General features: G+C 65.1%; 30 protein-coding genes. 13 read left to right on the top strand and 17 right to left on the bottom strand.

Going from position 1 to position 25,044, the window contains the following annotated elements:
* Window positions 1-39: 39 nt before the first annotated feature.
* The 4 genes from QA642_RS19275 to QA642_RS19260 are packed head-to-tail and all read right to left on the bottom strand — an operon-like array spanning window position 40 to window position 3,603.
* Window positions 40-1,203 (bottom strand): ABC transporter permease, encoded by a 1,164-nt coding sequence (locus QA642_RS19275; RefSeq protein ID WP_283086038.1) that lies wholly within the window; start codon window positions 1,201-1,203, stop codon window positions 40-42.
* The gene (locus QA642_RS19270) at window positions 1,200-2,132 is read right to left on the bottom strand and encodes an ABC transporter ATP-binding protein (protein WP_283086037.1); all 933 of its coding nucleotides are present in this window, start codon (window positions 2,130-2,132) and stop codon (window positions 1,200-1,202) included. Before QA642_RS19270 ends, QA642_RS19275 begins: the two co-directional genes overlap by 4 nt.
* Complete coding sequence (locus QA642_RS19265) at window positions 2,129-2,917, bottom strand: efflux RND transporter periplasmic adaptor subunit (RefSeq protein WP_283086036.1); 789 nt, start codon at window positions 2,915-2,917, stop codon at window positions 2,129-2,131. The genes QA642_RS19270 and QA642_RS19265 overlap by 4 nt, the downstream gene beginning before the upstream one ends.
* Window positions 2,914-3,603: a TetR/AcrR family transcriptional regulator gene (locus QA642_RS19260; RefSeq protein WP_283086035.1), complete on the bottom strand. Its 690-nt coding sequence runs from the start codon at window positions 3,601-3,603 to the stop codon at window positions 2,914-2,916. Before QA642_RS19260 ends, QA642_RS19265 begins: the two co-directional genes overlap by 4 nt.
* A gap of 107 nt (window positions 3,604-3,710) precedes the next feature.
* On the opposite strand from QA642_RS19260, the gene QA642_RS19255 reads away from it, so the two are divergent.
* From QA642_RS19255 to QA642_RS19245, 3 genes are read left to right on the top strand one after another with little or no spacing between them, the layout of a single operon-like run.
* Window positions 3,711-4,046: a metalloregulator ArsR/SmtB family transcription factor gene (locus QA642_RS19255; protein WP_283086034.1), complete on the top strand. Its 336-nt coding sequence runs from the start codon at window positions 3,711-3,713 to the stop codon at window positions 4,044-4,046.
* Window positions 4,043-4,504, top strand: coding sequence for an SRPBCC domain-containing protein (locus QA642_RS19250; protein ID WP_283086033.1), 462 nt, complete (start codon window positions 4,043-4,045; stop codon window positions 4,502-4,504). The genes QA642_RS19255 and QA642_RS19250 overlap by 4 nt, the downstream gene beginning before the upstream one ends.
* Before the next feature lie 12 nt (window positions 4,505-4,516).
* Window positions 4,517-4,930: a GFA family protein gene (locus QA642_RS19245; RefSeq protein ID WP_283086032.1), complete on the top strand. Its 414-nt coding sequence runs from the start codon at window positions 4,517-4,519 to the stop codon at window positions 4,928-4,930.
* A gap of 67 nt (window positions 4,931-4,997) precedes the next feature.
* Here QA642_RS19245 and adhP read toward each other — a convergent pair whose 3' ends face one another.
* From adhP to QA642_RS19230, 3 genes are all read right to left on the bottom strand, one after another.
* Window positions 4,998-6,023: an alcohol dehydrogenase AdhP gene (gene adhP, locus QA642_RS19240; protein ID WP_283086031.1), complete on the bottom strand. Its 1,026-nt coding sequence runs from the start codon at window positions 6,021-6,023 to the stop codon at window positions 4,998-5,000.
* A 135-nt stretch (window positions 6,024-6,158) separates the two neighbouring features.
* A complete protein-coding gene (locus QA642_RS19235) occupies window positions 6,159-6,569 on the bottom strand; it encodes a DUF2000 family protein (RefSeq protein ID WP_283086030.1) in 411 nt (136 codons plus the stop codon).
* Window positions 6,570-6,634: 65 nt separating this feature from the next.
* Window positions 6,635-7,024 carry a DUF4189 domain-containing protein gene (locus QA642_RS19230; protein WP_283086029.1) on the bottom strand — a complete coding sequence of 130 codons (390 nt, stop codon included), beginning with the start codon at window positions 7,022-7,024 and terminating at the stop codon, window positions 6,635-6,637.
* Between the two features lie 191 nt (window positions 7,025-7,215).
* On the opposite strand from QA642_RS19230, the gene QA642_RS19225 reads away from it, so the two are divergent.
* Together QA642_RS19225 and QA642_RS19220 are read left to right on the top strand one after the other, a co-directional pair.
* Window positions 7,216-7,701, top strand: coding sequence for an avidin/streptavidin family protein (locus QA642_RS19225; RefSeq protein WP_283086028.1), 486 nt, complete (start codon window positions 7,216-7,218; stop codon window positions 7,699-7,701).
* A 380-nt stretch (window positions 7,702-8,081) separates the two neighbouring features.
* On the top strand, window positions 8,082-8,711 hold the full coding sequence (locus QA642_RS19220; RefSeq protein ID WP_283086027.1) for a hypothetical protein: 630 nt from the start codon (window positions 8,082-8,084) through the stop codon (window positions 8,709-8,711).
* A 170-nt stretch (window positions 8,712-8,881) separates the two neighbouring features.
* On the opposite strand, the gene QA642_RS19215 is transcribed toward QA642_RS19220, so the two are convergent.
* The 8 genes from QA642_RS19215 to QA642_RS19180 all read right to left on the bottom strand — a co-directional run bounded on the left by QA642_RS19215 (window position 8,882) and on the right by QA642_RS19180 (window position 15,801).
* Window positions 8,882-10,486, bottom strand: a complete 1,605-nt coding sequence (locus QA642_RS19215; RefSeq protein WP_283086026.1) for a molybdopterin-binding/glycosyltransferase family 2 protein — start codon at window positions 10,484-10,486, stop codon at window positions 8,882-8,884.
* Window positions 10,483-11,184, bottom strand: coding sequence for an XdhC family protein (locus QA642_RS19210; protein ID WP_283086025.1), 702 nt, complete (start codon window positions 11,182-11,184; stop codon window positions 10,483-10,485). The genes QA642_RS19215 and QA642_RS19210 overlap by 4 nt, the downstream gene beginning before the upstream one ends.
* Before the next feature lie 2 nt (window positions 11,185-11,186).
* Window positions 11,187-11,510, bottom strand: a complete 324-nt coding sequence (locus QA642_RS19205) for an XdhC family protein (RefSeq protein WP_008564652.1) — start codon at window positions 11,508-11,510, stop codon at window positions 11,187-11,189.
* A gap of 10 nt (window positions 11,511-11,520) precedes the next feature.
* On the bottom strand, window positions 11,521-12,723 hold the full coding sequence (locus QA642_RS19200) for a VWA domain-containing protein (RefSeq protein ID WP_283086024.1): 1,203 nt from the start codon (window positions 12,721-12,723) through the stop codon (window positions 11,521-11,523).
* A gap of 190 nt (window positions 12,724-12,913) precedes the next feature.
* Window positions 12,914-13,837 (bottom strand): MoxR family ATPase, encoded by a 924-nt coding sequence (locus tag QA642_RS19195; RefSeq protein ID WP_027560185.1) that lies wholly within the window; start codon window positions 13,835-13,837, stop codon window positions 12,914-12,916.
* A 61-nt stretch (window positions 13,838-13,898) separates the two neighbouring features.
* The gene (locus QA642_RS19190; RefSeq protein WP_283086023.1) at window positions 13,899-14,705 is read right to left on the bottom strand and encodes a xanthine dehydrogenase family protein subunit M; all 807 of its coding nucleotides are present in this window, start codon (window positions 14,703-14,705) and stop codon (window positions 13,899-13,901) included.
* Between the two features lie 29 nt (window positions 14,706-14,734).
* On the bottom strand, window positions 14,735-15,220 hold the full coding sequence (locus tag QA642_RS19185) for a (2Fe-2S)-binding protein (RefSeq protein WP_014494194.1): 486 nt from the start codon (window positions 15,218-15,220) through the stop codon (window positions 14,735-14,737).
* A gap of 134 nt (window positions 15,221-15,354) precedes the next feature.
* A complete protein-coding gene (locus QA642_RS19180) occupies window positions 15,355-15,801 on the bottom strand; it encodes a carbon monoxide dehydrogenase subunit G (RefSeq protein WP_027560188.1) in 447 nt (148 codons plus the stop codon).
* A 170-nt stretch (window positions 15,802-15,971) separates the two neighbouring features.
* Here QA642_RS19180 and QA642_RS19175 point away from each other — a divergent pair, with 170 nt between their 5' ends.
* The 3 genes from QA642_RS19175 (at window position 15,972) to QA642_RS19165 (ending at window position 18,709) form a co-directional block, all read left to right on the top strand.
* On the top strand, window positions 15,972-17,327 hold the full coding sequence (locus QA642_RS19175; RefSeq protein ID WP_283086022.1) for a 3-carboxy-cis,cis-muconate cycloisomerase: 1,356 nt from the start codon (window positions 15,972-15,974) through the stop codon (window positions 17,325-17,327).
* Between the two features lie 98 nt (window positions 17,328-17,425).
* A complete protein-coding gene (gene pcaD, locus QA642_RS19170; protein ID WP_283086021.1) occupies window positions 17,426-18,208 on the top strand; it encodes a 3-oxoadipate enol-lactonase in 783 nt (260 codons plus the stop codon).
* Window positions 18,209-18,316: 108 nt separating this feature from the next.
* Window positions 18,317-18,709 carry a carboxymuconolactone decarboxylase family protein gene (locus tag QA642_RS19165; protein WP_283086020.1) on the top strand — a complete coding sequence of 131 codons (393 nt, stop codon included), beginning with the start codon at window positions 18,317-18,319 and terminating at the stop codon, window positions 18,707-18,709.
* Here QA642_RS19165 and QA642_RS19160 read toward each other — a convergent pair.
* Complete coding sequence (locus QA642_RS19160) at window positions 18,671-19,207, bottom strand: hypothetical protein (RefSeq protein ID WP_283086019.1); 537 nt, start codon at window positions 19,205-19,207, stop codon at window positions 18,671-18,673. The genes QA642_RS19165 and QA642_RS19160 overlap by 39 nt on opposite strands.
* 216 nt (window positions 19,208-19,423) lie before the next feature.
* A complete protein-coding gene (locus tag QA642_RS19155; RefSeq protein ID WP_283086018.1) occupies window positions 19,424-19,603 on the bottom strand; it encodes a hypothetical protein in 180 nt (59 codons plus the stop codon).
* Window positions 19,604-19,878: 275 nt separating this feature from the next.
* Here QA642_RS19155 and QA642_RS19150 point away from each other — a divergent pair, with 275 nt between their 5' ends.
* The 5 genes from QA642_RS19150 (at window position 19,879) to QA642_RS19130 (ending at window position 24,976) form a co-directional block, all read left to right on the top strand.
* Window positions 19,879-20,796, top strand: coding sequence for a branched-chain amino acid ABC transporter permease LivH (locus QA642_RS19150; protein ID WP_283086017.1), 918 nt, complete (start codon window positions 19,879-19,881; stop codon window positions 20,794-20,796).
* Between the two features lie 10 nt (window positions 20,797-20,806).
* The gene (gene livM, locus QA642_RS19145; RefSeq protein ID WP_283086016.1) at window positions 20,807-22,132 is read left to right on the top strand and encodes a high-affinity branched-chain amino acid ABC transporter permease LivM; all 1,326 of its coding nucleotides are present in this window, start codon (window positions 20,807-20,809) and stop codon (window positions 22,130-22,132) included.
* Window positions 22,129-22,959 (top strand): ATP-binding cassette domain-containing protein, encoded by an 831-nt coding sequence (locus QA642_RS19140; protein ID WP_283086015.1) that lies wholly within the window; start codon window positions 22,129-22,131, stop codon window positions 22,957-22,959. The genes livM and QA642_RS19140 overlap by 4 nt, the downstream gene beginning before the upstream one ends.
* The gene (locus tag QA642_RS19135; protein WP_283086014.1) at window positions 22,956-23,696 is read left to right on the top strand and encodes an ABC transporter ATP-binding protein; all 741 of its coding nucleotides are present in this window, start codon (window positions 22,956-22,958) and stop codon (window positions 23,694-23,696) included. The genes QA642_RS19140 and QA642_RS19135 overlap by 4 nt, the downstream gene beginning before the upstream one ends.
* Window positions 23,697-23,857: 161 nt before the next feature.
* Window positions 23,858-24,976 (top strand): branched-chain amino acid ABC transporter substrate-binding protein, encoded by a 1,119-nt coding sequence (locus tag QA642_RS19130; RefSeq protein WP_283086013.1) that lies wholly within the window; start codon window positions 23,858-23,860, stop codon window positions 24,974-24,976.
* The last annotated feature ends 68 nt before the right edge of the window (window positions 24,977-25,044 follow it).

Genomic DNA, 25,044 nt, shown 5'->3' with positions numbered 1-25,044 from the left:
TATCGCATCGCTCCGGAATGACATCGGGAACAGTTTGCCTCAATCCAGCGTGCGGCGGAAGCGCGTCACGGCGATGACCATGGCGAGCAGCATCAGGGCCGCCAGCGCCAGGGCGTCGAACCGCAGGTTCTGCATGGTCGCGCCCTTCAGCATGATGGCGCGGACGATGCGCAAATAATGCGTCAGCGGCAGGCCTTCGCCGAGATATTGCGCCCAGGCCGGCATGCCCGCGAACGGGAACATGAAGCCGGACAGCAGGATGCTCGGCAGGAAGAACATCATCGACATCTGCATGGCCTGGAGCTGGTTCTGCACCACGGTCGAGATCGTGTAGCCGATCGCGAGATTGGTGGTGATGAACAGCGTCGAGAGCAGCGCCAGCAGGAACAGATTGCCGAGCACGGGCACGCCGAACAGGAGCACGCCGATGCCGATGATGAGAAAGGCCTGGACGAAGCCGACCAGCACGTAAGGGATGATCTTGCCGAACATCACCTCGACCGGCTTGATCGGCATCGACAACAGGCTTTCCATGGTGCCGCGCTCGACCTCGCGCGTGACCGACAGCGCGGTGAAGATCAGCATGGTCATGGTGAGGATGGTACCGACGAGGCCCGGCACGATGTTGAGGCTGGAGGCCGCTGCCGGATTGTAGCGGGCATGCGCTCGGATCTCGAACGGCATCTCCGGGGGATCGCCGATGTAGAGATCGTGCGCGAGCGCGGTCTGCACCACCTTGCCGAGCGAGCCGAGCGCGGAGCTGGCCGCCACGGGGTCGGTGGCGTCGGCCGCGACCAGCAGCGCCGGCTTGTCGCCGCGCCGCACCGCCCGCTCGAAACCGCGCGGGATCTCGACCCCGAATAGCACTTTGCCGGATTTCAGCAGATTGTCGAAATCGTCGACGTCGTGCACCTCGTAGATGAAGCGGAAATAGGCAGTGTTCTCCAGCGCCTTCAGGATCGAGCGGGCAAGATCGGAATCCTCCTGGAGCAGCACTGCGCTCGGCAGATGGTGCGGCGTGGTGTTGATGGCATAGCCGAACAACAGAAGCTGCATCACCGGCAGCATCACGATCATCGCGAACGAGACGCGGTCGCGCCTCAGCTGGATGAACTCCTTGATCAGCATCGCGTAGGAGCGCTTCCAGAAGCCGAAGCGTTCGCGGATTTCGTGCCGTGGTGCGGCTTGATCGGCAGCGCTCATTGGAAATTGTCCTTGGAGCGGCTCATCAGCTCGATGAAGACGTCTTCGAGCGAGGGCGAGGATTTGTGCCAGTGCAGGCCGCTTTTCTCGCGCCAGGGCGCGATGCTGGCTTCGAGCGCGGCGACGTCGCGCCCCGAGACGTGCAACGAGGTGCCGAACGGCGCCACCATGTCGATGCCGGGCTTGCCGGTGAGTTCGGCCGTGAGGCCGTTCAGGTCCTCGCCGGTGACGGTGTAGGTCGAGAGCGCGGATCCCGCGATCACCTCCTCGACCGTGCCATGGGTCAGCAAATGGCCGTAGGCGATGTAGGCAATCTCGTGGCAGCGCTCGGCTTCGTCCATGTAGTGGGTCGAGACCAGCACGGTGAGCCCTTCTGCCGCGAGCGCGTGGATCTCGTTCCAGAAATCGCGCCGGGCCTTGGGATCGACGCCGGCGGTCGGCTCGTCCAGCAGTAGCAGCTTCGGATTGGGCAGCGTGCATGCACCCAGCGCCAGCCGCTGCTTCCAGCCGCCTGAGAGCTCGCCCGCGAGCTGCTCCTCGCGCCCCGAGAGCCCGAGCCGCTTGATCATGTCGCGCGCGGCGCCGCGCGCATCGGCAAGGCCATAGAGCCGCGCAACAAATTCGAGGTTCTCGCGCACCGAGAGGTCCTGATACAGGCTGAAGCGCTGCGTCATGTAGCCGACCTGGCGCTTGATCTTCTCAGCGTCCTTAAGGATGTCGTAGCCGAGGCAGGTGCCCTCGCCGCTGTCGGGCGTCAGCAGGCCGCAGAGGATGCGGATGGTCGTGGTCTTGCCCGACCCGTTCGGCCCGAGGAAGCCGTAGATCGAGCCGCGCTTCACCTGCATCGACAGATCGTGCACGACCTCACGCCCGCCGAACGATTTGGTGAGGCCCTTGACGTCGATCGCGATGTCGCTATTGCCGTTCATCGCTTGTCCGCCACCGGCGTCTTGGGGTTGAGATAGACGTTGATCGGCTGGCCGACGCGCAAGGCGTCGGGACGCGAGGGCCGCGCCTGGATCAGATAGACCAGCTTGTTGCGCTCCTCGAGGCTGTAGATGACGGGCGGGGTGTATTCCGCCGAGGTCGCGATGAAGTAGATCTTGGCGGTGAGATCGGCGGCGCAATTGTCGCAGGCGATCCGCACCGTGTCGCCGATCGTAAGCTTCGGCAGCTCGGTCTCCGGCACGAAGAAGCGCAGCTTCATGTTACCGGGCGGCATGATCGACAGCACCGGTCGCTGTGCCGCCACCATCTCGCCCTCACGAAAATAGATCTGCTGGATGGTGCCGGCGACCGGCGCAAAGCCCTTGCGCCGCGCCATCCGCGTCTCCGACGTCGCCACCCGCGCCTCGGCAACGCGCAAGGCCGACACCGCGGAGTCGAGATTGGCCTGCGTGCCCGATCCGGTCTTGCTCAGCGAGGCCGCGCGATCATAGGTCTGCTGCGCATTCGCCAGCGTCGCCTTGTTCTGGTTGAGGTCGGCGAGCTGGAGATCGTCATCGACCGAATAGAGGTGATCGCCAACCTTGACCTCGTCGCCCTCGCGCACGTTCAGCTTCGTCACCCGGCCCGCCTCATCCGGGCTGACGAAGATCATGTCGGCCTCGACCCAACCCTGGAAGCCGGGATCGCGCTTCTCATTACAGCCGGCGAGGCCGGTTCCGAGCACGAGGGCCAATGCAAATGTCAAAAATACCCGCGACGACCTCATGTCGTCCTCCGTTCGCCAAAAATCAAATCGAGATGGACGCGCAGCATGTCCTGCGCATCGAGCGGCGCGTGCCGCGCAAACAGGCTCTGCCAGATCACCGCGATCATCGCCGGCGCGACCAGGATCTGCGGATAGCGCGCAAGGTCCTTCTCCCGGATCTCGCCGCGAGCGATGCCGAGCTCGATCAGGGTGCGCATCGTGGCGATGCCGCGCGAGACGACCTCGCGGTAGTAGAAATCGGCGACGGAGGGAAAGCGCGGCCCCTCCGCCACGATCAGGCGCACCAGATCGCCGCGCCTCGTGCCGATCACTTCCTTCAGGAAGTTGCGGGCGAAGGCCTCGACGAGATCGCGCACCGAGCCCGCTGGCGGCGGCAATTCGGCCAATCGCGCCACCACAGGCACGATGACGATGCGTACCAGCTCCTCGAACATCGATTCCTTGTCCTTGAAGTGCAGGTAGATCGTGCCCTTGGCGACACCGGCGCGCTTGGCAATGTCGTCGAGCCGCGTCGCCGCGAAGCCGCGCGCGATGAACTCCTCCATCGCGGCCTCCACGATCGCCGCGCGCCGCTCCGCCGCGCGTGTGGCACGGTTCGAGGCAGGTCCCTCCTCGCTCGCTACCGGGACGTTCGCGTTGGCGCGAGCTGCCGGCGGCATGGAGGCTTTGGTCGACTTCTTGGGCATCTTCAATTTATGACTGACTAGTCAGTCATAGTCAAGTCAGGGACGGGCTCTATTCAGCAAACAAATTAGCATTGACTAATGCATTAGCATTTGCTAATTGAACTGTCATGATCGAAGCCGCCCCAAATCCCGTCACCACCGTGATGCGCGCCCTCGCCGATCCGACCCGCCGCGCCGTGTTCGAGCGTGTGTTCGAGAGCAAGGAGATCAGCGTCGCCGAGCTGACGCGCGGCAGTGGCGTCACGCAGGGAGCCGTCTCGCAGCACCTGAAGTCGCTCAAGCAGGCCGGCCTCGTCGCCGAGCGCGCCGAGGGCCGCAACGTCTATTACCGCGCCGCGCCGCAAGGACTGGAGCCGCTGGTCACCTGGATGGACTATTACGGCGTGTTCTGGCGCGAGCGCTTCCAGAACCTGCGTGACCTCTTGAAGGAGATCGACCCGTGAATGCAGCCGCGTTGCAAGCCGAGACCAAGGACATCGTCATCGACGAGGTGCTCCCTCATGCGCCGGAGACCGTCTGGAAGGTGCTGACCAATGCGCAATTGATCGCGCGCTGGCTGATGCAGCCGACCGGCTTCGAAGCGGTCGAAGGCAAGGCCTTTACGTTCCAGACCACCCCGGGCGGCAATTGGGATGGCGTCATCCAATGCCGCGTTCTCGAAGTCGTGGTGAACCGCCGCCTCGTCTACGCCTGGAAGGGCGGCGATGCGCGCAACATCGGCTACGGCGCGCCGCTCGACACCGTCGTGACGTGGTCCCTCACCCCGGTCGAGGCCGGCACGCGGATCCGGCTCGTTCATGCCGGCTTCGACCTGCCGAGGAACGAGTCGGCCTACACGGTCATGAGCGGCGGCTGGAAGAAGGTTGTTCGCCAGCTCGATGAGATCAGCGGCGAGAAGTGAGGAGTTATCGCGATGACAAAGCCCTTTACCGGCGGCTGCGCCTGCGGCGCGATCCGCTATTCGATCATCGGTGATCCCCTCTTCAGCAATCACTGCCAGTGCCGGGACTGCCAGCGCGAAAGCGGCAGCGGACACGGCTCGTACGCGACCTTCGCGCGCGCCGGCGTCACGCTGACCGGCGAGGCGAAGCACTGGGACATGGTCGGCGACAGCGGCAATGTGAAGACGCGCGGCTTCTGTCCGCAGTGCGGCCTGCCGGTCTACATGACCTTCGCCGCCATGCCCGAGATCTTCACGATCCGCGCCGCTAGCCTCGACGAGCCGGCCCGCTACAAGCCGCAAGCCGTGACTTACGCCGCGCGCGCCCATGATTGGGATCGCCTCGATCCCAACTTGCCAACATTCGCAGGCATGCCGCCGGGCTGAGGCGCCAGATTCCTGTTTTGACGCGTTTTCTTTACCCGAACCGGTATCCACTTCGCTCGAAAACGCTTTAGGCAAAATCCAGCACCATGCGGCCGTCGATCTTGCCGGCCTTCATCCGATCGAAGACGTCGTTGATTTGCGCAAGCGGCACCTTCGTCACCTCGGCCTTGACCTTGCCGTCGGCGGCGAAGGCGATGGCTTCGTCGAGATCGCGCCTCGTGCCGACGATGGAGCCGCGCACGGTGATGCGCTTGAGCACGACGTCGAAGATCGGCGTCGGGAATTCGCCCGGCGGCAAGCCGACGAGGCTGACGGTGCCCTTGCGGCGCACCATCTTCAGCGCCTGCGCGAACGCCGCGGTCGAGACCGCCGTCACCAGCACGCCGTGGGCCCCTCCTCCGGTCGCCGTCAGCACCTTGTCCACGGCATCGGCTTCAAGCGCGTTGACCGCGAGATCCGCACCAGACTCGCGTGCGAGCGCAAGCTTGTCCTCGGCGATATCGATGGCGGCGATCTTGAACCCCATCGCCTTGGCGTACTGGATCGCGACATGACCAAGCCCGCCGACGCCTGAGATCGCGACCCACTCGCCGGGCCGCGCGTCGGTCTCCTTCAGTCCCTTGTAGGTGGTGACGCCGGCGCAGAGGATCGGCGCGATGGCAGCGAAGTCGATCGTCGCCGGCAGCTTGGCGGCGAAGGCGGCCGAGGCGATGACGTATTCGGCAAACCCGCCGTTCACGCTGTAGCCGGTGTTGTGCTGGTGCTCGCACAGCGTCTCCCAGCCGGTCTGGCAATATTCGCAAGCCATGCACGCATCGTGCAGCCAGGCGACGCCGACGGCATCGCCGATCTTCAGATTTTTCACGCCGGGCCCGAGCGCGGCGACGATGCCGGCGGCCTCATGGCCGGGAATGAAGGGCGGTGCCGGCTTCACCGGCCAGTCGCCGGCGGCAGCGTGCAGGTCGGTGTGGCAGACGCCGCACGCTTTCACCTTGACCAGGACCTCGCCGGGGCCGGGCTGCGGCACCGGCACGTCCTCGATCACCAGCGGTTTGCCGAATTGTTTGACGATGGCGGCTTTCATGGTCGGCATCTGTCTGCTCCGTTGCAATACGAAGGGCAGACTAGCGATGCCGCGCGGCGTGCCCTTGATCGGAGTCAAACGGCGCAACTTTATGTGGCGCGGATAGCATGATGACAGGGACGTGAAGGCTAAGTGGACGTCACGTCAGTTATGGAACTTCAAGCCATCGACGATCTTGTCGATCACCTTGCGCTCGGCGCGCATCGCGATCCCGACGAGGTTGAGATCGGTGCGCGCCACGGCCCTCACCGCCTCACGATTGGCGGCGTCATGCGTGGTCTTGAACATGTCCTCGGTATAGACCGCCGGCTTCACATTGCGCGTCAGCGCGCGGTCGAGTGCCCGCGACAGCGCGGGGCCGTCGGCGCCGTAGATCAGGATCGGCTGGCCGATCAGCGGCAGATATTTCGTGCTTGAAGCGTCCTCATAGGGATCGCCGATACATTCGGGAAACGCAGCTGCGATGCCGCTGGTGAGAAAGGACGCGACGTTGAGCTTCTGCCAGGCCTGAAGGTCGGTACGGATCACGACGGCGATCTTGGTGTCGAACTGCATATGCTTCCTCGGCTGTCATTCCGGGCTCGATGCTACGCATCGCCCCGGAACGACAGCAAGAGGAATCAGCCCTTGGCGTCGCAGGCCCAGGCGCGGATCACGCATTCCTTGCCGCCGTATTTGTAGCATTCGCGCGTGGCGGCATTGAGCGAGGCGGCGATCTTCGGCTTGACGGCGTAGCCATAGGCGCCGCAGGGGTTGGTCATATCGACCGACATCGCAGCGCAGGCGCGCTTCATCGTCACCGTTGTGCAATCGCCCTTGCACTGCTTCTGCGCCGCGGCGCGCGCTTCGTGCTCGGCGCCGTAATCATAGGCCTGGCCATAGGCGCCGCACTTGCCGACCGCAATGGCGCCGGCCGCGTGCGCATCCGTGACGTGGCGAGCGCCCGCGACACAAACCGACAGCGCAAAGAAAAACATCGCGCAACGGCGCGCGACGGCATTTGAAGTCATGGAAAGCCCCTCCCCCCAAGGCAGGTGGAGGGGACTCTAAGCGGCGGTCGTTTCCACTTGGTGAACGGGTGGTTGAAAAGCCGCGCGGACGAACAAACCGCTCTATACATCTTTTAGTTGTATTATTCAATCGCATCATTTAAGGTAGTCGCAGATTATCAGCTCCAATCAGAGATCCGGAGGAAACGACCATGCGTCACGGCAAAGGAATGCTGTTGGGACTACTTGTATCGGCGTGCCTGATCGGATCGGCGCAGGCGCAGAGCGTGAACTGGACCTGGACCAACCAGTACGGCTCGACACTGGCCATCACCAGCTTCAACCAGAGCACGGGCGCAATCGCAGGGACCTACACCAACAACGCGGCGAACAGCTGCGATGAGGGCAAGCCGCAAGGCGTGACCGGTTGGCTTGTCTACGGCAACACCGGCACCGCGATCAGCTTCTCGGTGAATTTCGTCGGCTGCGGCTCGACCACCGTCTGGACCGGGCAGTTGAACAATTCGGCGGGATTCCAGGGATTGTGGTATCTGTCGCTGGCCGAAACGGTGGCTTGGAACGGCATCAGCGCGGGCGCTGACACGTTCACGTTCAACAGCGGCGACAAGGCCCTGCTGATGAAGGAAGGCGTCAGTCTGAAGTCCGGCGTCGAGAAGCTGTCGAACACCAAGAAATAGACGAGCAGCGCGATCAGCTTCGGATAGGTTGGCGACTTGTCCGCCGACGTCGTAGAGCTGCGGCGGACGAAGCCGGCTGACTACCCCGCTCGCTGCCGCGATCCTTTTGATGACGGCATGCGGCTTGCCGACGACATCGCATGCCCCGCCCCTCTGGCATCATTGCGTCCGCCTAAGTAGGCTGACCGCTGTGGTCCGGGAGGAGAAGCCTGATCGTGATGAAGTCCTTGTCACTCGTCATACTCGCCATCTTGTCGACGACACATGTTTGCTCCGCCGAGCAACAAGGCGGAGCTTTTCGCGACGCCTACCTCTGCCCAGGGCGAGGACCATCTTCCGTCTGCGTGTACGGGACAATCCCGAAGGGCGCGCAGGTCACGGTGATCGCCAAGGACTGGAAGAGCGCAGCCCAGCCGAAGGAAAGGTTCTCGAACAAGAACGAGGAATTCCAGAACGGCATTGCAACCAGCACACGGCTACAGGTCGCCACCCAGCCGCCGAAAGACGCCGCCATGATCGCCGTGCTGGCGCCGGCAGATGCCGTCAACGAAGTCAGGCTTCAAGAGGTTCAGGATCCGGCTCTCGTTGACAAGATCGGCCGGTACGTCAAGAGCGCCAAGGAGCTCAATCTCGATCCGGACATCCGCCTGTTGCAGACGCGCCTGCTCCGGCTTTCGCCGACGATCCTGCTGTCCGAGACATTTCTCAGTGCCCCCAGCGATGTGGCTGAACTGACCAAGCAGCTCCCGAGCGGCTGTGACGCCTGTGAGAAAGTGCCGCTGCTGGCCGGAACTGGTCTGCACGACCTCTTCCAATCGGTCCGCTCATCGAAAAAGACCAGCGTGGAGCACACCTGCGGCGGCATCAAGCTGGCCTTCACGCTGACCGGCCGAACCTATGCGCTCAGCCAGGCGTTCACCTGCGAAAGCGATGCCATGATGGCAACGCTAGTCCACGATGTTTCGGGACCTGCTCCAAGCCTGGTGCTCAAGGTCGTGGGCGGCCTGTAGCAGACACGCACGCCACTCTCCGCGATCAGGAGCGCCGTAGGGTGGGCAAGCGACTTGTCCGCCATAGCTCGAAGAGCGACGGCGGAAGCGTGCCCACCACCAGTCAGCGATCACGATGCGACGAGATGTTGGGCACGGCGCTTCGCGCCTTTGCCCATCCTACGCCAGCGTCAGCCGCGGCGTGCCGCTTCCAGCGCCTGCGGCGTGTCGATGTCGAGGAAGGCGCTCTCGCCATCCACGGGCACTTCGGCAACCGCCTCTGTGTGCTTGGCGATCAGGTGCCGTGCGCCAACATCGCCGTCGAGCGTCATTAACTCCCTGAAGAAGCGGCGCGACCACAGCACGGGATTGCCGCGGCGGCCTTCGCTGACAGGCACGACGATCAGGTTGCCACGGTCCGGGGCAAAACTGTCGATGAGGCGATCGATCAGGCCGGCATCGATCAGCGGCATGTCGCCGAGACAGACGATTGCGCCGTCGCAGGTCTCCGGCACGGCGGCGATGCCGGCCTTGACCGAGCTCGCGATGCCGCCGGCGAAATCCGGGTTCTTGACGAAGCGCACCTTCAAGCCCTGCAGCGCCTGCTCGACCAGCTCGGTCTGATGGCCGGTGACGACGATCACCTCGGATGCCTTGGATGCCAGCGCCTGCTCGGTGGCGATCCGCACCAGCTTCTTGCCATCGAGCTCGGCGAGCAGCTTGTTCGGCCCGCCCATGCGGGTCGAGCGGCCCGCCGCGAGCACGATAGCCGCAACCTGGCTATTGCCCTCGGTCTCGGGCTTGGCGCGCGGCTGCGGGCGCGTCACGATCTCCATCAAGAGGCCGCCGACGCCCATGCCCATCAGCTCGGACCGCGTCACCTTGATGCCGGCGAGCAGCCGCATCAGCACCCAGTCAAACCCATTCTCGACCGGCGAGCGGGCGCAGCCCGGCGCGCCCAGCACCGGCACACCGCCGGCGCGCGCGATCAGCAAGAGATTGCCGGGATCAACCGGCATGCCGAAATGCTCGATCTCGCCGCCGATGCCGGTCACGGCCGCCGGAATGACGTCGCGACGGTCGGCGATCGCGGACGCGCCGAACACAATGACGAGCTCGGCGCCGAGCCCGAGCAATTCCTTGATCGCGACCGACAGCGCATGTTCGTCGTGCTGGACCCGCCGCTCGGCGATGATGCTGGCGCCGGCCGGCGCGAGCCGCTCGGCGGTGACGCGCAGGGTCTTGTCGACCACCTTCGAAGAGAGGCCCGGCAGCAGCGTCGAGACCACGCCGACGCGCTTGATGACATAGGGCGCAATCTTCAGCACGTCCCTGCCGGCGGCCTTCACCGCGGCATCGCGCAAGGTCCCTTCGACCCCGAACGGGATGATCTTGACGGTGCCGACCATCTCGCCCTCGACCACCGGCTTGTAGGCGGTGAGCGTGGCAAAGGTGATGGCCTCGTCGATATTGTTGATGCGGTCGACCGCGGCACGGTCGATCACCAGCACGCCCGGCTGCGCAGCGAACAGATTTGCGCGGCCGGTGAAGGCGCGCTCGACATGGATGCCCTCGCCGCCGATGGCAAGCGCAATGCTGGCGGCCGCGACGTCCTCGGAGACGTCGCCCTGCTCCATGCGCACCACGACGATATCCTGGATGCCGGCGCGCTCGAGCGCCTCGACCTCGGCAGACCCGATCGTCGTGCCCTTCTTCAGCACCAGCGGACCCTGGCGCAGGGTATGGACGGTCACCCCGCCGATTGCATCTCTGGGGCTCGCCGGTCCGAACTTCATGCCGCTTCTTCTTTTTCTTTTGGTGGCAGACGCAGCACTGCCGTGATCTCGGCCATGATGGCGACCGCGATCTCGGACGGCGAGACCGCGCCGATCGCAAGGCCAATGGGCGCGTGGATGCGCGCGATGTCGCTTTCCTTGGCGCCCTGCGCCCGCAGCCGGTCGCCGCGCTTGGCATGCGTCTTCCGCGAGCCGAGCGCGCCGATATAGAAGCAGTTGCGCTCGAAGGCGTGCAGCAGCGCGGGATCGTCGATCTTGGGATCGTGCGTCACCGCGACGAACGCCGTATAGGCATCGACATTGAGCGGCGGCAGCGCCGTGTCGGGCCATTCGGCAACGAGCGGAATGTCGGGAAAGCGCTCCGGGCTGGCAAAGGCCGTGCGCGGATCGACGACGGTGACGTCATAGCCGAGCGAGCGCGCCAGCGGCGCCAGGGCCTGGCTGATATGGACCGCGCCGATGATGACGAGCTTTGCGGTCGGCGCGTAGACGTTGAGGAAGAGCTTCTTGCCGCCGGCCTCGACATTGGCGCTCTTGCCCATGCGAAGCTGCTTTTCCAATTCAGCCCGCAGCGGGTCCTTGGCGAAGTCTGCGGCCTTGACCAGGCGCTGCTCGCCGCTCTCGGTGTCCGTCACCAGAATCGCCGGCCGGCGCGCGGCGCGTTCGGCGTTGAGTTCGTGCAGGATCGCGAGCTTCACGGCTAGCCGACCTTCTCGACGAAGACGCGGATGGTGCCGCCGCAGGACAGACCGACGTTCCAGGCGGTCTCGTCGGCGACGCCGAACTCCAGCATCTTGGGCTTGCCGCTCTCGATCACGTCCATGGCCTCGGTGACCACGGCGCCCTCGACGCAGCCGCCGGAGACGGAGCCTAAGAACGTGCCCTCATCGTTGATGACGAGGCTCGAGCCTGCCGGGCGCGGGGCCGAGCCCCAGGTCTCGACGACCGTCGCCAGCGCGACGCCACGGCCGGCCTTCTGCCAGTCCTCCGCCGCCTTCAGAATATCCTCGTCGCGATCGAGCATGGGTTGCCTCTCAAGCTGCGGAGCGGATCAGGCTGCGGTGATGCGGCGGCAGCGGCTGGGAGAGCGTCGTGATCAGCTCCTGGATCGAACTCAAATTATGTACCGGGCGGAATTCGTCAACGTGCGGGAGCATCATTTTGATGCCCTGGGCCTTGGCTTCGAAGCCGCCGAAGCGCAACAGCGGGTTGAGCCAGATCAACCGGCGGCAGGACCGGTGCAGCCGGTCCATCTCGAAGGCCAGCCTGGAATCGGCCTCCCGCTCCAGCCCGTCGGAGATCAGGAGCACGATGGCGCCCTGGCTCAGCACGCGCCGCGCCCACAATTTGTTGAAGTTGTGCAGCGAGGCCGAAATCCGCGTGCCGCCGGCCCAGTCCTCGACCGAAGCCGAGCAGCTCGCCAGCGCCTCGTCGGGGTCGCGCTGGCGCAGCGCCCGTGTGACGTTGGTGAGACGGGTGCCGAACAGAAACACCGAGACGCGCTTGCGCGCGTCGGTGATGGCGTGGAGGAAGTGCAGGAACAGGCGGGTGTACTCGCTCATCGAGCCCGAGATATCGAGCAGCGCGACGATCGGCGCCGGCTTCTCGATCCGCCCCAAGCGATGGATGTCGATGATGTCGCCGCCGGTGCGTAAGGACGCGCGCAGCGTGCGGCGCAGGTCGAGACGCAGCCCGCGCGGATCGCGCTGGTGCCGGCGCGTCAGGAGCTCGGCCTGCGGCAGGTGCATCCGCGCGATCGCGCGCAGCGCCTCGCTGATCTCCGCCGCGCTCATTTGCGCAAAATCCTTCTTCTGAAGGATCTCCTTGTCGGAGACCGACAGGCGCAGGTCCTGCTCCTGGTGCTGCGGCGTCTCGGTCATGCGCGGCTGCGACATCGCCTCCTGCACGCGGCGGGCGCCGGCCTGCGGCTTCTTCTTGGCCTGCTCCGGCAGCGGCACCGAATCCAGCATGTGCTTCCACTCTTCCGAGGCGCGGAAGAACAGGTTGAAGGCCTGCCTGAAGATCTGCGCATGCTCGTGGCGCTTGACGAAGATCGCCTCCAGCGTGGTGAAGACGTCGGACCGGTTGCCGATGTCGATCACCTGCAGCGCGCTCATCGCATCGATGACGGCCCCTGGGCCCACCGGCATGCCGGCAGAGCGCAGCGCGCGGGCGAAGCCGACGATGTTGTCGGCGAACTGCTCGGTTTGCTCGGGCGCAAGGTGGTTGATGGCCATGGTTTCGTATCCATCCCCTCGTCATTCCGGGGCGCGACGAAGTCGCGAGCCCGGAATCCATTCATCCACCAACTCCGCGGCCCGATGGATTCCGGGTTCGCCATCCAAGTCGGCTGTTGCCGACTTGGACATCTGAGATTCCGAACTCGGGTAAACCCGAGTTCGGACGCGCCCCGGAATGACGAGCACGTCAATTCTCGCTCGTCGCGTCCTTCAGCACCTTCTGCAAGGCATCGCCCTGCATCCGGGTGATGTCGTCCTGGTACTTGAGCAGCGCGCCCAGCGTGTCGCCGACCACCTGCGGGGTCAGCGAGCGGGCATCGAGCTCCGACAAAGCGGTGGCCCAGTCGATGGTCTCGGCGACACCAGGCGACTTGTAGAAATCCTGGTTGCGCAGGGCCTGCACGAAGCGCACGACTTGCTGCGAGAGTTTTGCCGAGATGCCGGGCACGCGCGTCTTGACGATGGCGAGCTCGCGCTCGGCGGCGGGATAATCGACCCAGTGATAGAGGCAGCGCCGCTTCAGCGCGTCGTGGATCTCGCGGGTACGGTTGGAGGTGATGATGACGATCGGCGGATGCGGCGCCTTCACGGTGCCGAATTCGGGGATGGTCACCTGGAAGTCGCTGAGGATTTCGAGCAGGTACGCCTCGAACGCCTCGTCGGCGCGGTCGAGCTCGTCGATCAAGAGCACCGGCGGGCCGGCCACATCAGGCTCCAGCGCCTGGAGCAGCGGCCGCTTGATCATGTAGCGATCGGCGAAGATGTCGCTCGAGAGCTGATCGCGATCGGTATCGCCGGCGGCTTCCGCCATCCGGATCGCGATCATCTGCGCGGCGCTGTTCCACTCATAGACCGCGGAGGAAACGTCGAGGCCCTCATAGCATTGCAGACGGATCAGCTTCCGCCCCAGCGCCGCCGAGAGCACCTTTGCGATCTCGGTCTTGCCGACGCCGGCCTCGCCTTCCAGGAACAGCGGCCGGCCCATGCGCAGCGACAGATAGGTCACCGTCGCCAGCGACCGCTCGGCGAGATAGCCGCGCGACGTCAAGAGTTCGAGCATCGCATCGACCGATGCCGGCAAAGCACCGGAAGAATTGGCCGCTGAATTCATGAAAAAGCCAGTCTCGCTACGCCCCTACCAGGGACAAGTTTGGCCGAGGCGTGAGGTTCACTCAAGCCTTGGCGTTGGCGGCGTCGAGGGCACGCCGCGTCAGCACCCCGATGAGATGCGCGCGATATTCGGCGCTGCCGTGGATGTCGCTGTTGAGGCCGTCCGCCGGCACCTCGATGCCTTCGATCGCCTTCGACGCGAAGCGCTTCTTCAGGGCTTCCTCGAACGCGGTGACGCGGAACACACCTTCGGAGCCGGCGCCGGTGACGGCGACCCGCACGTCCGACGGACGCCGGGCCACGAACACGCCGACCAGCGCATAGCGCGAGGCCTGGTTGCGGAATTTGACGTAGGCCGCCTTCTTCGGCAGCGGGAACATCACCTTGGTGATGATCTCGTCCGCTTCCAGGGCGGTCGAGAACAGGCCCTGGAAATACTCCTCGGCCTTGAGGCGGCGCTTGTTGGTGACGATGGTCGCCCCGAGCGCAAGCACCGCGGCGGGATAGTCGGCGGTCGGATCGTTATTGGCGAGCGAGCCGCCGATCGTGCCCCGGTGGCGCACGGCGGGATCGCCGATCTGGCCGGCGAGATCCGCCAGCGCCGGGATGGCTTCACCGACGATGGCGGAGGTCGCGACCTCCGCGTGCTTGGCGGTGGCGCCGATCACCAGCGAGCGGCCCTTCATCTCGATCGTGTCGAGCCCCTCGATATGGGAGAGGTCGACCAGATGCGGGGGGCTGGCGAGACGCTGCTTCATGACGGGAATCAGCGTGTGGCCGCCGGCGATCACCTTGGCGTCTTCGTTCTTCACCAGGAGGTTGGCGGCCTGCCGCACGGTCCCGGGGCGGTGATATTTGAATTCGTACATCTGAATGTCCTGATCGCGGGATGCGCGGGTTAGGCGAGATCGGATTTCGCCATCGCCTTGGCGCCGGCGGAGATCGAGGCGACGATGTTCTGGTAGCCGGTGCAGCGGCAGAGATTGCCTTCCAGCTCCTCGCGGATCGTATGGTCGTCGAGCTCGTGGCCCTTGCGATGGACGATGTCGATCGCGGTCATGATCATGCCCGGCGTGCAGAAGCCGCACTGCAGGCCATGGTGCTCGCGGAAGGCCTCCTGCATCGGATGCAGCGGCGCGCCGTCGGCAGCCAGCCCCTCGATCGTCTTGACCTCATGGCCGTCGGCCATCACGGCAAGCGTGGTGCAGGACTTCACGGCCTTGCCGTCGAGATGCACGACGCAGGCGCCGCACTGTGAGGTGTCGCAGCCGACATGGGTGCCGGTCAGGCGCAGATTCTCGCGCAGGAACTGCACCAGAAGCGTGCGGGGATCGACATTGGCCGTCACAGGATTGCCGTTCACGATGAGGGAGATTTTTGCCATAAGCACTCTCTATCAGCGCCCCGACGGGTCCCGTCGAAGCCTTCTTATAATTATTCCAACCCATCATATGGGCCATTGTCCCCTGGGGCAACATCACCCCGGACGCAAGCCGCCATGCCGAAAGGCGATAGGTTTCAGCCCTGTACCGCCTTGGCGAAATTCGCGAAAAACTCGTCGGCCAGTTTCTTGGCGGTGCCGTTGATCAGGCGCTGGCCGAGCTGCGCCAACTTGCCGCCGATCTGCGCCTCGACATCGTAGGAGAGCAGCGTGCCGCCGTCCTTCTCAGCGAGCTTGACCGCGGCGCCGCCCTTGGCGAATCCGGCCACGCCGCCCTCGCCTTCACCTGAGATCTTGTAGCCGTTCGGCGGGTCGAGATCGCTCAGCATGACCTTGCCCTTGAAGCGCGCCGACACCGGCCCGACCTTCATCTTTGCCGTTGCACGGAAGCCGCCGTCCTCGGTCTTCTCCAGCTCCTCGCAGCCGGGGATGCAGGCCTTGAGCACCTCGGGATCGTTGAGCTTCTCCCAGACCGCCTCGCGCGGCGCCGCAAGCTGGACTTCGCCGTTCATCGTCATGGCCATGGGGCGCCTCCCGGATCTTGTCACTCTGGTGCTGCTCAAGTAACGCACGGAGGCGGCAAAGGAAAGGGCGGCGCCCGGTCACGTGCAATGCATATTCGCAACTGCAAAAAGCTTGCGCCGATGGTTTGGGATTGGCACAGGCGACCCATGGTGGTTAGGTCCCGCATAATATGAGCACATCCCTCTCCCCCCTGCTCGCGCCGATGCTGTCGAGCCCGGCCATGCGCGCGATCTGCGACGACCGGTCGACCCTCCAGTACATGCTCGATTTCGAGGCAGCCCTGGCACGCGCCGAGGCCGCGACGGGCGTGATTCCCGCATCTGCGGCGGGACCGATCGAGGTGGCGTGCAAGGCTGACACCTTCGACATGGCCGCGCTGGCCGAGGCTGCGACGCGGTCGGGCAATCTCGCGATCCCCCTGGTCAAGGCGCTGACCGCCAATGTCGGCAAGGTCGATGCGGAGGCCGCCCGCTACGTCCATTGGGGCGCGACCAGCCAGGACGTCATCGACACCGCGACCATGCTCGGCTTGCGCGCTGGCATCGACGCGCTGGACGCCGACCTCAGCCGTGCCATCAAGGGCTTTGCCGCACTGGCGCGCAAGCACCGCAACACCGCGATGGTGGCGCGGACCTGGCTGCAGCACGCGCTGCCGATGCCGTTCGGACTGAAGGCCGCGGAATACGCGTCGAGCCTTGCCCGCGCACGCTGCCGGCTGCGGCGGCTCCGCCGCGAGGGCCTCGCGCTGCAATTCGGTGGTGCCGCCGGCACGCTCGCCGCGCTCGGCGACAAGGGGCTCGTCGTTGCGGAACGATTGGCGCAGGAATTGAGCCTGCCGCTGCCGGAAGCGCCCTGGCACACCCATCGCGACCGGATCGCCGAGGCGGCTTCATGCTTTGCGATTCTCGCCGGCAGCTGCGGCAAGATCGCCCGCGACGTCTCGCTGCTGATGCAGACCGATGTCGGCGAAGCGTTCGAGCCCGCCGGCGAAGGCCGCGGCGGCTCCTCGACCATGCCGCACAAGCGCAATCCGGTCGCAGCCGCAAGCGCGCTCGGCGCTGCCACCATGGCCCCGCAGCTCGCCGCAACGATTTTTGCAGCCCAGGTGCAGGACCACGAGCGCAGCGCCGGCCCCTGGCACGCGGAATGGCCGACACTGCCGCAATTGATGCTGGTCGCCTCCGGCGCGCTCGCCGCCATCGTCGACATCGCCGAAGGCCTCGACGTCGATGCCGCGCGCATGCGCAGCAATCTCGATGCGACCCATGGGCTGATCATGGCCGAGGCCGTCACCTTCGCGCTCGCCGACAAGATCGGCAAGAGCGATGCACATCATCTGATCGAGGCCGCGAGCAAGCGCGCGGTTGCCGAGAAGAAGCATCTGCGCGAGGTGCTGTCGGCCGATTCGCAGGTCACCACGCATCTTTCACCGGAAAAAATTGCGGCATTGTTCGAGCCGATGGCCTATCAAGGCGCATCGCAGGCCTTGATCGACCGCCTGCTCGCTTCGTTGGATCTCTCCTGATGTCATTGCCGGGCTTGACCCGGCAATCCATCATCTAGGATAGATTCACTTTCTGGATGGATGCGCGGGCCAAGCCCGCGCATGACAAGGAACATGCAATGCCCATGATCGATGCCGACGGTTGCCTGATCAACGTCTCCGTCGAGGGCCGCGACGGCGGGCCGACCCTGATGCTCTCCAATTCGCTCGGCTGCACGCTGCAGATGTGGGAGCCGCAGATGAAGGCGCTGACGCAGGTGTTCCGCGTCATCCGCTACGACCGCCGCGGCCACGGCAGGTCCAACGTTCCGCCGGGCCCCTACACGATGGAGCGGTTCGGCCGCGACGTGCTCGCGATCCTCGACGACCTTAACATCGAGAAGGTGCATTGGTGCGGCCTGTCGATGGGCGGCATGGTCGGGCAATGGCTGGGCGCCAATGCGCCGGAGCGCTTCGGCAAGCTGATTCTCGCCAACACCTCCTGCTACTATGCCCAGCCGACCAAATGGCTGGAGCGCATCGACGCCGTGAAGAAGGGCGGCATCGCGGCGGTCGCCGATGCCGTGCTGGCGGGCTGGCTCACGGCTGATTTCCGCGAACGCGAGCCCGAGATCGCCGCTAAGATGAAATCGATGCTGCTCGCCTCCCCCGTCGAAGGCTATCTCGCCTGCTGCGAGGCGCTGTCGACGCTCGACCAGCGCGCGCTGCTGCCGAAGATCAAGAGCCCGACACTGGTGATCGCCGGCCGCCACGACATGGCGACGCCGATCTCGGCGGGCGAATTGATCCGCTCCAGCATTCCCGGCGCCAGCATGACCATCATCGACGCCGCCCACATTTCCAACGTCGAGCAGCCGCACGCGTTCACCGACGCAGTGGTGGGCTTCTTGACGCAGCGATAGCAACAACCGTCATTGCGAGGAGCGTAGCGACGAAGCAATCCAGACTGCCTCTGCTGACGCATTTCTGGATTGCTTCGCTACGCTCGCAATGACGGAGAGGAGGATAGAATGGACGACCAGAAGCGCCGCGATGCCGGCATGAATGTGCGCCGCAAGGTGCTGGGCAATGCCTGGGTCGACAAGTCGGTCGCGAACCGCAACGCCTTCAACACCGACTTCCAGGACCTGATCACGCGCTACGCCTGGGGCGAGATCTGGACGCGGCCGCATTTCGACGAGCGCACGCGGCGCGTGCTCGTGATCGGCACCATGGTCGCGCTCGGGCAATGGGACGAGTTCCGCCTGCATGTGCGGGCGGCGCTCGCCGAGGGCGGCTTCACGCCCGACGACATCAAGGAAATCCTGTTGCAGCAGGCAATCTATTGCGGCGTGCCGGCGGCGAACCACGCCGTCAAGGAAGCCTCAGCGATTGTGCAGGAGCTCGGCCTGCTCAAGAGCTAGCGGCGCAGGCGCCTCGACGGCCTTCTGAACCATCTTGGGCGCTGCCGCCGGCTTCTCGATCACCACCACGATGGCGGCACCGAGCAGGAGCAGGAGCTCGGTGGCGTGCAGCCGCAGCGCGGCCATCTCGCCGACCTTGGAGGCCATCACCATGCTGGCGAACGAGATCAGGCTGCCGATCGCCAGCGCGATCCCGAGCGCCTCGTCGCTGCTGCCGCTCTTGCGGGTGCGCGGAATGCACAGCAACACGAGATAGATCGCGAAGAACGCCACCACGGTCGCCCGGCCGAGCGCCAGCAGCCAAGCCGCGCGCACCGTTTCCATTCCCGCCATCTGGAGATGGTCGCTGAGGAACAGGGCGACCGCGACACTCGGCCGCTCGTAAAGGCCGTGCACCGGCGCGATCATGATGTTGAAGGCGACGAGGGCCCAGGCCGGAATGAAATAGGCCGCCAGCAGCGCGCCGTTCACCGAGCCGATCCGCCAATTCCTGAACATGCCGCTTCCCGCTTCGCCTGCCACGCGCCTTCACTGGGAAGGCTTTGCCGGGAGCTAACTCGCATCAGACTGTGGCGGCAATTTAAACCCTTTATTTACCTTAACTGGCCCGGCGCATCGCCTGCCAAAGAAAAAAGGCCCCGCCTTTCGGCGGGACCTCTCTTACTACTCTCCGCTCTTGGACTCCCTAAGTGGACTCCCTTGGACTCCCAAAGTTTATTCCTGATTGCGTTGGCCGCTCTGCTGGCCGGGGCGGTCGCCCTGGCGCATCGGGTCGTTCTGCTGCTGCTGTCCGGGTTTCTGACCGCCGCCCTGCTGCTGCCCTGGCTGACCGGGGCGCTGCTGGCCGGGGTTCTGACTCTGCTGGCCCGGATTCTGGTTCTGCTGCTTCGTCATTCGGGGAAACTCCCTTGTTGGACGTCAGAGCGGAGATAACGTGCCGCCCGCATTTTGGTTGCCCTGCGGAACCCGGTTCCCGCACCTGCGGAACCGCCGAAATGACGTCCGTAGCCGAAATGACCTCTGTACAAGCCTTTATGCCGAGGCCTCGGCTGTTGCGGCGGCCAGTTCCCTCCTGTTAGAAAACGAGACGAACGCTCAAGGGCTGCCGGGGCCCAAGAACTCTCTCTCAAGAGCTCCCTTTGAGCCGCGTCAGGTTGGTACGGCAGTCCATGGATTATTTCGCCCAGCAGCTCATCAACGGCCTTGTACTCGGCTCGATCTACGGCCTGATCGCCATCGGCTACACGATGGTCTACGGCATCGTCGGCATGATCAATTTCGCCCATGGCGACATCTTCATGATCGGCGGCTTCATCGCCCTCATCACCTTCCTGATCCTGGTTTCGCTCGGCCTGACCGCGATCCCGGTCATCCTGCTCGTGGTGCTCCTGGTCGCGATGGCGATCACGGCGCTCTATGGCTGGACCATCGAGCGCATCGCCTACCGGCCGCTGCGGCATTCCTTCCGCCTCGCCCCGATGCTGTCGGCGATCGGCATGTCGTTCGTGCTGACCAATTATTCGCAAGTTGCGCAAGGTGCGCGCGTCAAGCCGATCCCGCCCTTCATCACCGGCGGCTACACCCTGCATGAGAGCCCGGACGGCTTCGTCATCCAGCTCTCCAACATCCAGATCATGGTGGTCGTCACTACCATCGTGCTGCTCGCCATCTTCACCTGGCTGGTCTCGCGCACGCGGCTCGGGCGCGACATGCGCGCCTGCGAGCAGGACCAGACCATGGCGGCGCTGCTCGGCGTCGACGTCGACCGCACCATTTCCATGACCTTCGTAATCGGTGCCGCGCTCGCCGCGGTCGCCGGCCTGATGTACCTGCTCTATTACGGCCTGGTCGATTTCTTCATGGGCTTCGTCGCCGGCATCAAGGCGTTCACCGCAGCCGTGCTCGGCGGCATCGGCTCGCTGCCGGGCGCCATGCTCGGCGGCCTTGCGATCGGCTTGATCGAGACGTTCTGGTCGGCCTATTTCTCGGTCGAGTACAAGGACGTCGCGGCGTTCTCGATCCTGATCGTCGTGCTGATCTTCATGCCGACCGGCCTGCTCGGCCGTCCCGAAGTCGAAAAAGTCTGACGGTCCGCGCGTGACAGCCCTCTCGCAAGATACCGCATCCGCAAGTCGCTCCGCCGGCATCCTCCCCCTTCTGAAGACAGCCTTCTTCAACGCGCTGGTCGCGCTGGTGCTGTTCTCGCTGATGGTCGGCATCCGCACCGAGGCCGGATCCGACGGCCAGCTCACCTATTGGACGCGCTTCGGCGAGCTTGCATCCCTCGTTGCCGCAGTATTCGGCGGCTCGATCGTGATCGAGCTGCTGCGGCAATGGATCGGCCCGACCGGCGCCGAGAAGCTGGTGCCACCAGCCGTGCAGAGCGGAATGTCGTTCATCGGCCGCTATCTCGCGCCCGCGCTCTTGATCTTCACGCTGTTGGTGCCCGTCATCTTCTATAACCAGCGCTACATCCTCGACCTCGCGATCCTCGTCCTCACTTATGTCATGCTGGGCTGGGGATTGAACGTCGTGGTTGGGCTCGCCGGCCTGCTCGATCTCGGCTACGTCGCCTTCTACGCGGTCGGCGCCTATTCCTACGGCCTGCTCGCCACCAATTTCGGCTGGTCGTTCTGGATCTGCCTGCCTCTCGCCGGCATCCTCGCCGCGTTCTGGGGCGTGCTGCTCGGCTTTCCCGTGCTGCGGCTGCGCGGCGACTATCTCGCCATCGTGACGCTCGCCTTCGGCGAGATCATCCGCCTCGTCATCATCAACTGGCAGGAGCTCACCGGCGGCCCCAACGGCGTCTCCGGCATTCCGCGCCCCACCTTCTTCGGCATTCCGCTCGACAACAGCGACGACGGGCTCGCGGCAAAACTCGGCATCGAGTACTCCCCGACCCACCGCATCGTCTTCCTGTTCTATCTGATCCTGGCGCTCGCGCTGCTGACCAACTGGGTCACGATCCGCCTGCGCCGCCTGCCGATCGGGCGCGCCTGGGAAGCGTTGCGCGAGGACGAGGTCGCCTGTCGCGCGCTCGGCATCAACACGACGACGACGAAGCTCACGGCGTTCGCGACCGGGGCCATGTTCGGCGGCTTTGCCGGCGCGTTCTTCGCGACGCGCCAGGGCTTCATCAGCCCTGAATCCTTCACCTTCCAGGAATCGGCCTTGGTGCTCGCCATCGTCGTGCTCGGCGGCATGGGCTCCCAGCTCGGCGTCGCGCTCGCCGCCCTCGCCATGATCGGCGGCTTCGAGCTGTTCCGGGGCCTGGAGGGCTACCGCATGCTGGTGTTCGGCATGGCCATGGTGCTGATCATGATCTGGCGGCCGCGCGGCCTGATCGGCCATCGCGCCCCGACCGTGTATCTAACCAAGGCGCAGGCGATTTCCTCCGACCTGGTCAAGGAAGGCCACGGATGAGCGGCGACAGGATCCTCAGTGTCGACCGGCTCACCATGCGCTTCGGCGGCATCGTCGCCGTGCAGGACCTCTCTTTCGCCGCCGAGCGGAAGAAGATCACCGCTTTGATCGGGCCGAACGGCGCCGGCAAGACCACCGTATTCAACTGCATCACCGGCTTCTACAAGCCGAGCGGAGGCACCATCCGCCTCACCCATGACGACGGCCGGGTGATCGCGCTGGAGCGGCTGAACGATTTTCGTATCGCCAAGCAGGCCAAGGTGGCCCGCACCTTCCAGAACATCCGCCTGTTTCCCGGCATGACCGCGCTGGAGAATCTGATGGTGGCGCAGCACAACGCCTTGATGCGCGCATCCGGCTTCACCTTCCTCGGCCTCGTCGGCGCCCCCGTGTACCGCGACGCCGAGAAGCACGCGATCGACCTCGCCACCGATTGGCTCAGGCGCGTCAACCTGCTCGACCGCGCCGACGACGCCGCCGGCAACCTCGCCTATGGCGACCAGCGCCGGCTCGAGATCGCGCGCGCCATGTGCACCGAGCCGGCGCTGCTGTGCCTGGACGAGCCCGCCGCCGGCCTCAACGCGCGCGAGAGCGCCGCTCTCAGCGAGCTGCTGCTCTCGATCCGCAACGATGGAACCTCGATCCTGCTGATCGAGCACGACATGTCGGTGGTGATGGAGATCTCCGACCACATCGTGGTGATGGATCACGGCGTCAAGATCGCCGAAGGCTCGCCCCGCGAGGTCCGCGACGATCCCAAGGTGATCGCCGCCTATCTCGGCACCGACGAGGACGAGGCGGCGGCGGTGATGGAGAGCGGGTCGTGACGTCGCCCACTCCCCTGCTCGCGATCCGGGGCCTGCGTGCAGCCTACGGCAAGATCGAGGCGCTGAAGGGCGTCGATGTCGAGATCAACGCCGGCGAGATCGTGGCGCTGATCGGCGCCAACGGGGCCGGCAAGTCGACGCTGATGATGACGATCTTCGGCAAGCCACGCGCCCGCTCGGGGCAGATCCTGTACGAAGGCCGCGACATCACCGGCGTTCCCACCCACGAAATTGCGCATTTGCGCATCGCGCAGTCGCCGGAAGGCCGCCGCATCTTCCCGCGCATGAGTGTCGCCGAGAACCTCCAGATGGGCGCGGACGCCACCGGATGCACCGACGCGGAACGCGAGGCGACGCTGCAACGCGTCTTCACGCTGTTCCCGCGGCTGAAGGAACGTTACGCCCAGCGCGGCGGAACCCTGTCCGGCGGCGAGCAGCAGATGCTGGCGATCGGCCGCGCCTTGATGAGCCGCCCCCGCCTGCTCCTGCTCGACGAGCCCTCGCTCGGGCTCGCGCCGCTGATCGCCCGCCAGATTTTCGACGCGATCCGCACCCTGAACCGGCAGGACGCCCTGACCGTGCTGATCGTCGAGCAGAACGCCAACCACGCGCTCAAGCTCGCCCATCGCGGCTATGTCATGGTCAATGGCCTGATCACGCTGGCGGGCACCGGCGCCGAGTTGCTGCAGCGCCCCGAAATCCGCGCCGCCTACCTCGAAGGCGGCCGGCACGGCTGACCGGGCCAGAAAGCGGATCGCGTGCGGCGGAATGTGGCGAGATATCTCCACACATGCCCGTATTTTGCCGGTGACTTCTCCTCGAATTCATTCAAGAATGGCGCCGGTTTGGACCGGGCAGGCCCGGCAACTTCCACAGGCGACCACCCGCGAGGTATCTCATGAAATCACTGAAGCTCATCGGACTGGCATTCGGCGCATCGCTCGCGCTGTCGAGCGCGGCATTCGCGCAGGATGTCACCGTCGCAGTCGCAGGCCCGATGACCGGCGGCGAGTCCGCCTTCGGCCGCCAGATGAAGAACGGCGCCGAGATGGCCGTCGCCGATATCAACGCCGCCGGCGGCGTCAACGGCAAGAAGCTCGCGCTCTCCGTCGAGGACGATGCCTGCGATCCGAAGCAGGCACGCTCGGTCGCCGAGAAGATCGCCAGCGCCAAGATGCCTTTCGTCGCCGGACATTATTGCTCCTCGTCGTCGATCCCGGCCTCGGAAGCCTATGCCGACGGCAACGTGCTGCAGATCACCCCGGCCTCGACCAATCCGCTGTTCACAGAGCGCAAGCTCTGGAACGTGGCGCGCGTCTGCGGCCGCGACGATCAGCAGGGCCTGATCGCGGCGCAGTACATCGCCAAGAACTACAAGGGCAAGAACATCGCCATCCTCAACGACAAGACCACCTACGGCAAGGGTCTTGCCGACGAGACCAAGAAGGCGCTCAACAAGGCCGGCATCACCGAGAAGATGTACGAGTCCTATAACAAGGGCGACAAGGACTTCAACGCGATCGTCTCGCGCCTGAAGCGCGACAATATCGACCTCGTCTATGTCGGCGGCTATCATCAGGAGAGCGGCCTGATCCTGCGCCAGATGCGCGACCAGGGCCTCAAGACGGTGCTGATGGCCGGCGACGCGCTCGCCGACAAGGAGTACGCCTCCATCACCGGCCCCGCCGGCGAAGGCACCCTGTTCACCTTCGGCCCCGATCCGCGCAACAAGCCGACCGCCAAGAAGATCGTCGACGCCTTCAAGGCCAAGAACATCGACCCCGAAGGCTATACGCTCTACACCTACGCGGCGATGCAGGTGTGGTCGCAGGCTGCCAAGAAGGCCGGCACCACCGACGCCAAGAAGGTCATGGAGGCGATGAAGGCCGGCAAGTGGGACACCGTGATCGGCCCGATCGAGTATGACGCCAAGGGCGACATCAAGCAGATCGACTACGTCGTCTACAAATGGGACGCCAAGGGCGGCTACGCCGAAGTCCGCGGCAACGGCACCTAAGCGCGCTTGCCAGGCCTCAAGGCCACCATGCCGATCATGACCGCGCCCCGGCTCTCCCCGGGGCGCTT

The sequence above is a fragment of the Bradyrhizobium sp. CB2312 genome (assembly GCF_029714425.1).
Classification (GTDB): Bacteria; Pseudomonadota; Alphaproteobacteria; order Rhizobiales; family Xanthobacteraceae; genus Bradyrhizobium.
The sequence above is the reverse complement of the archived record's forward strand: the minus strand, read 5'-3'. Positions and strand labels throughout refer to the sequence as shown.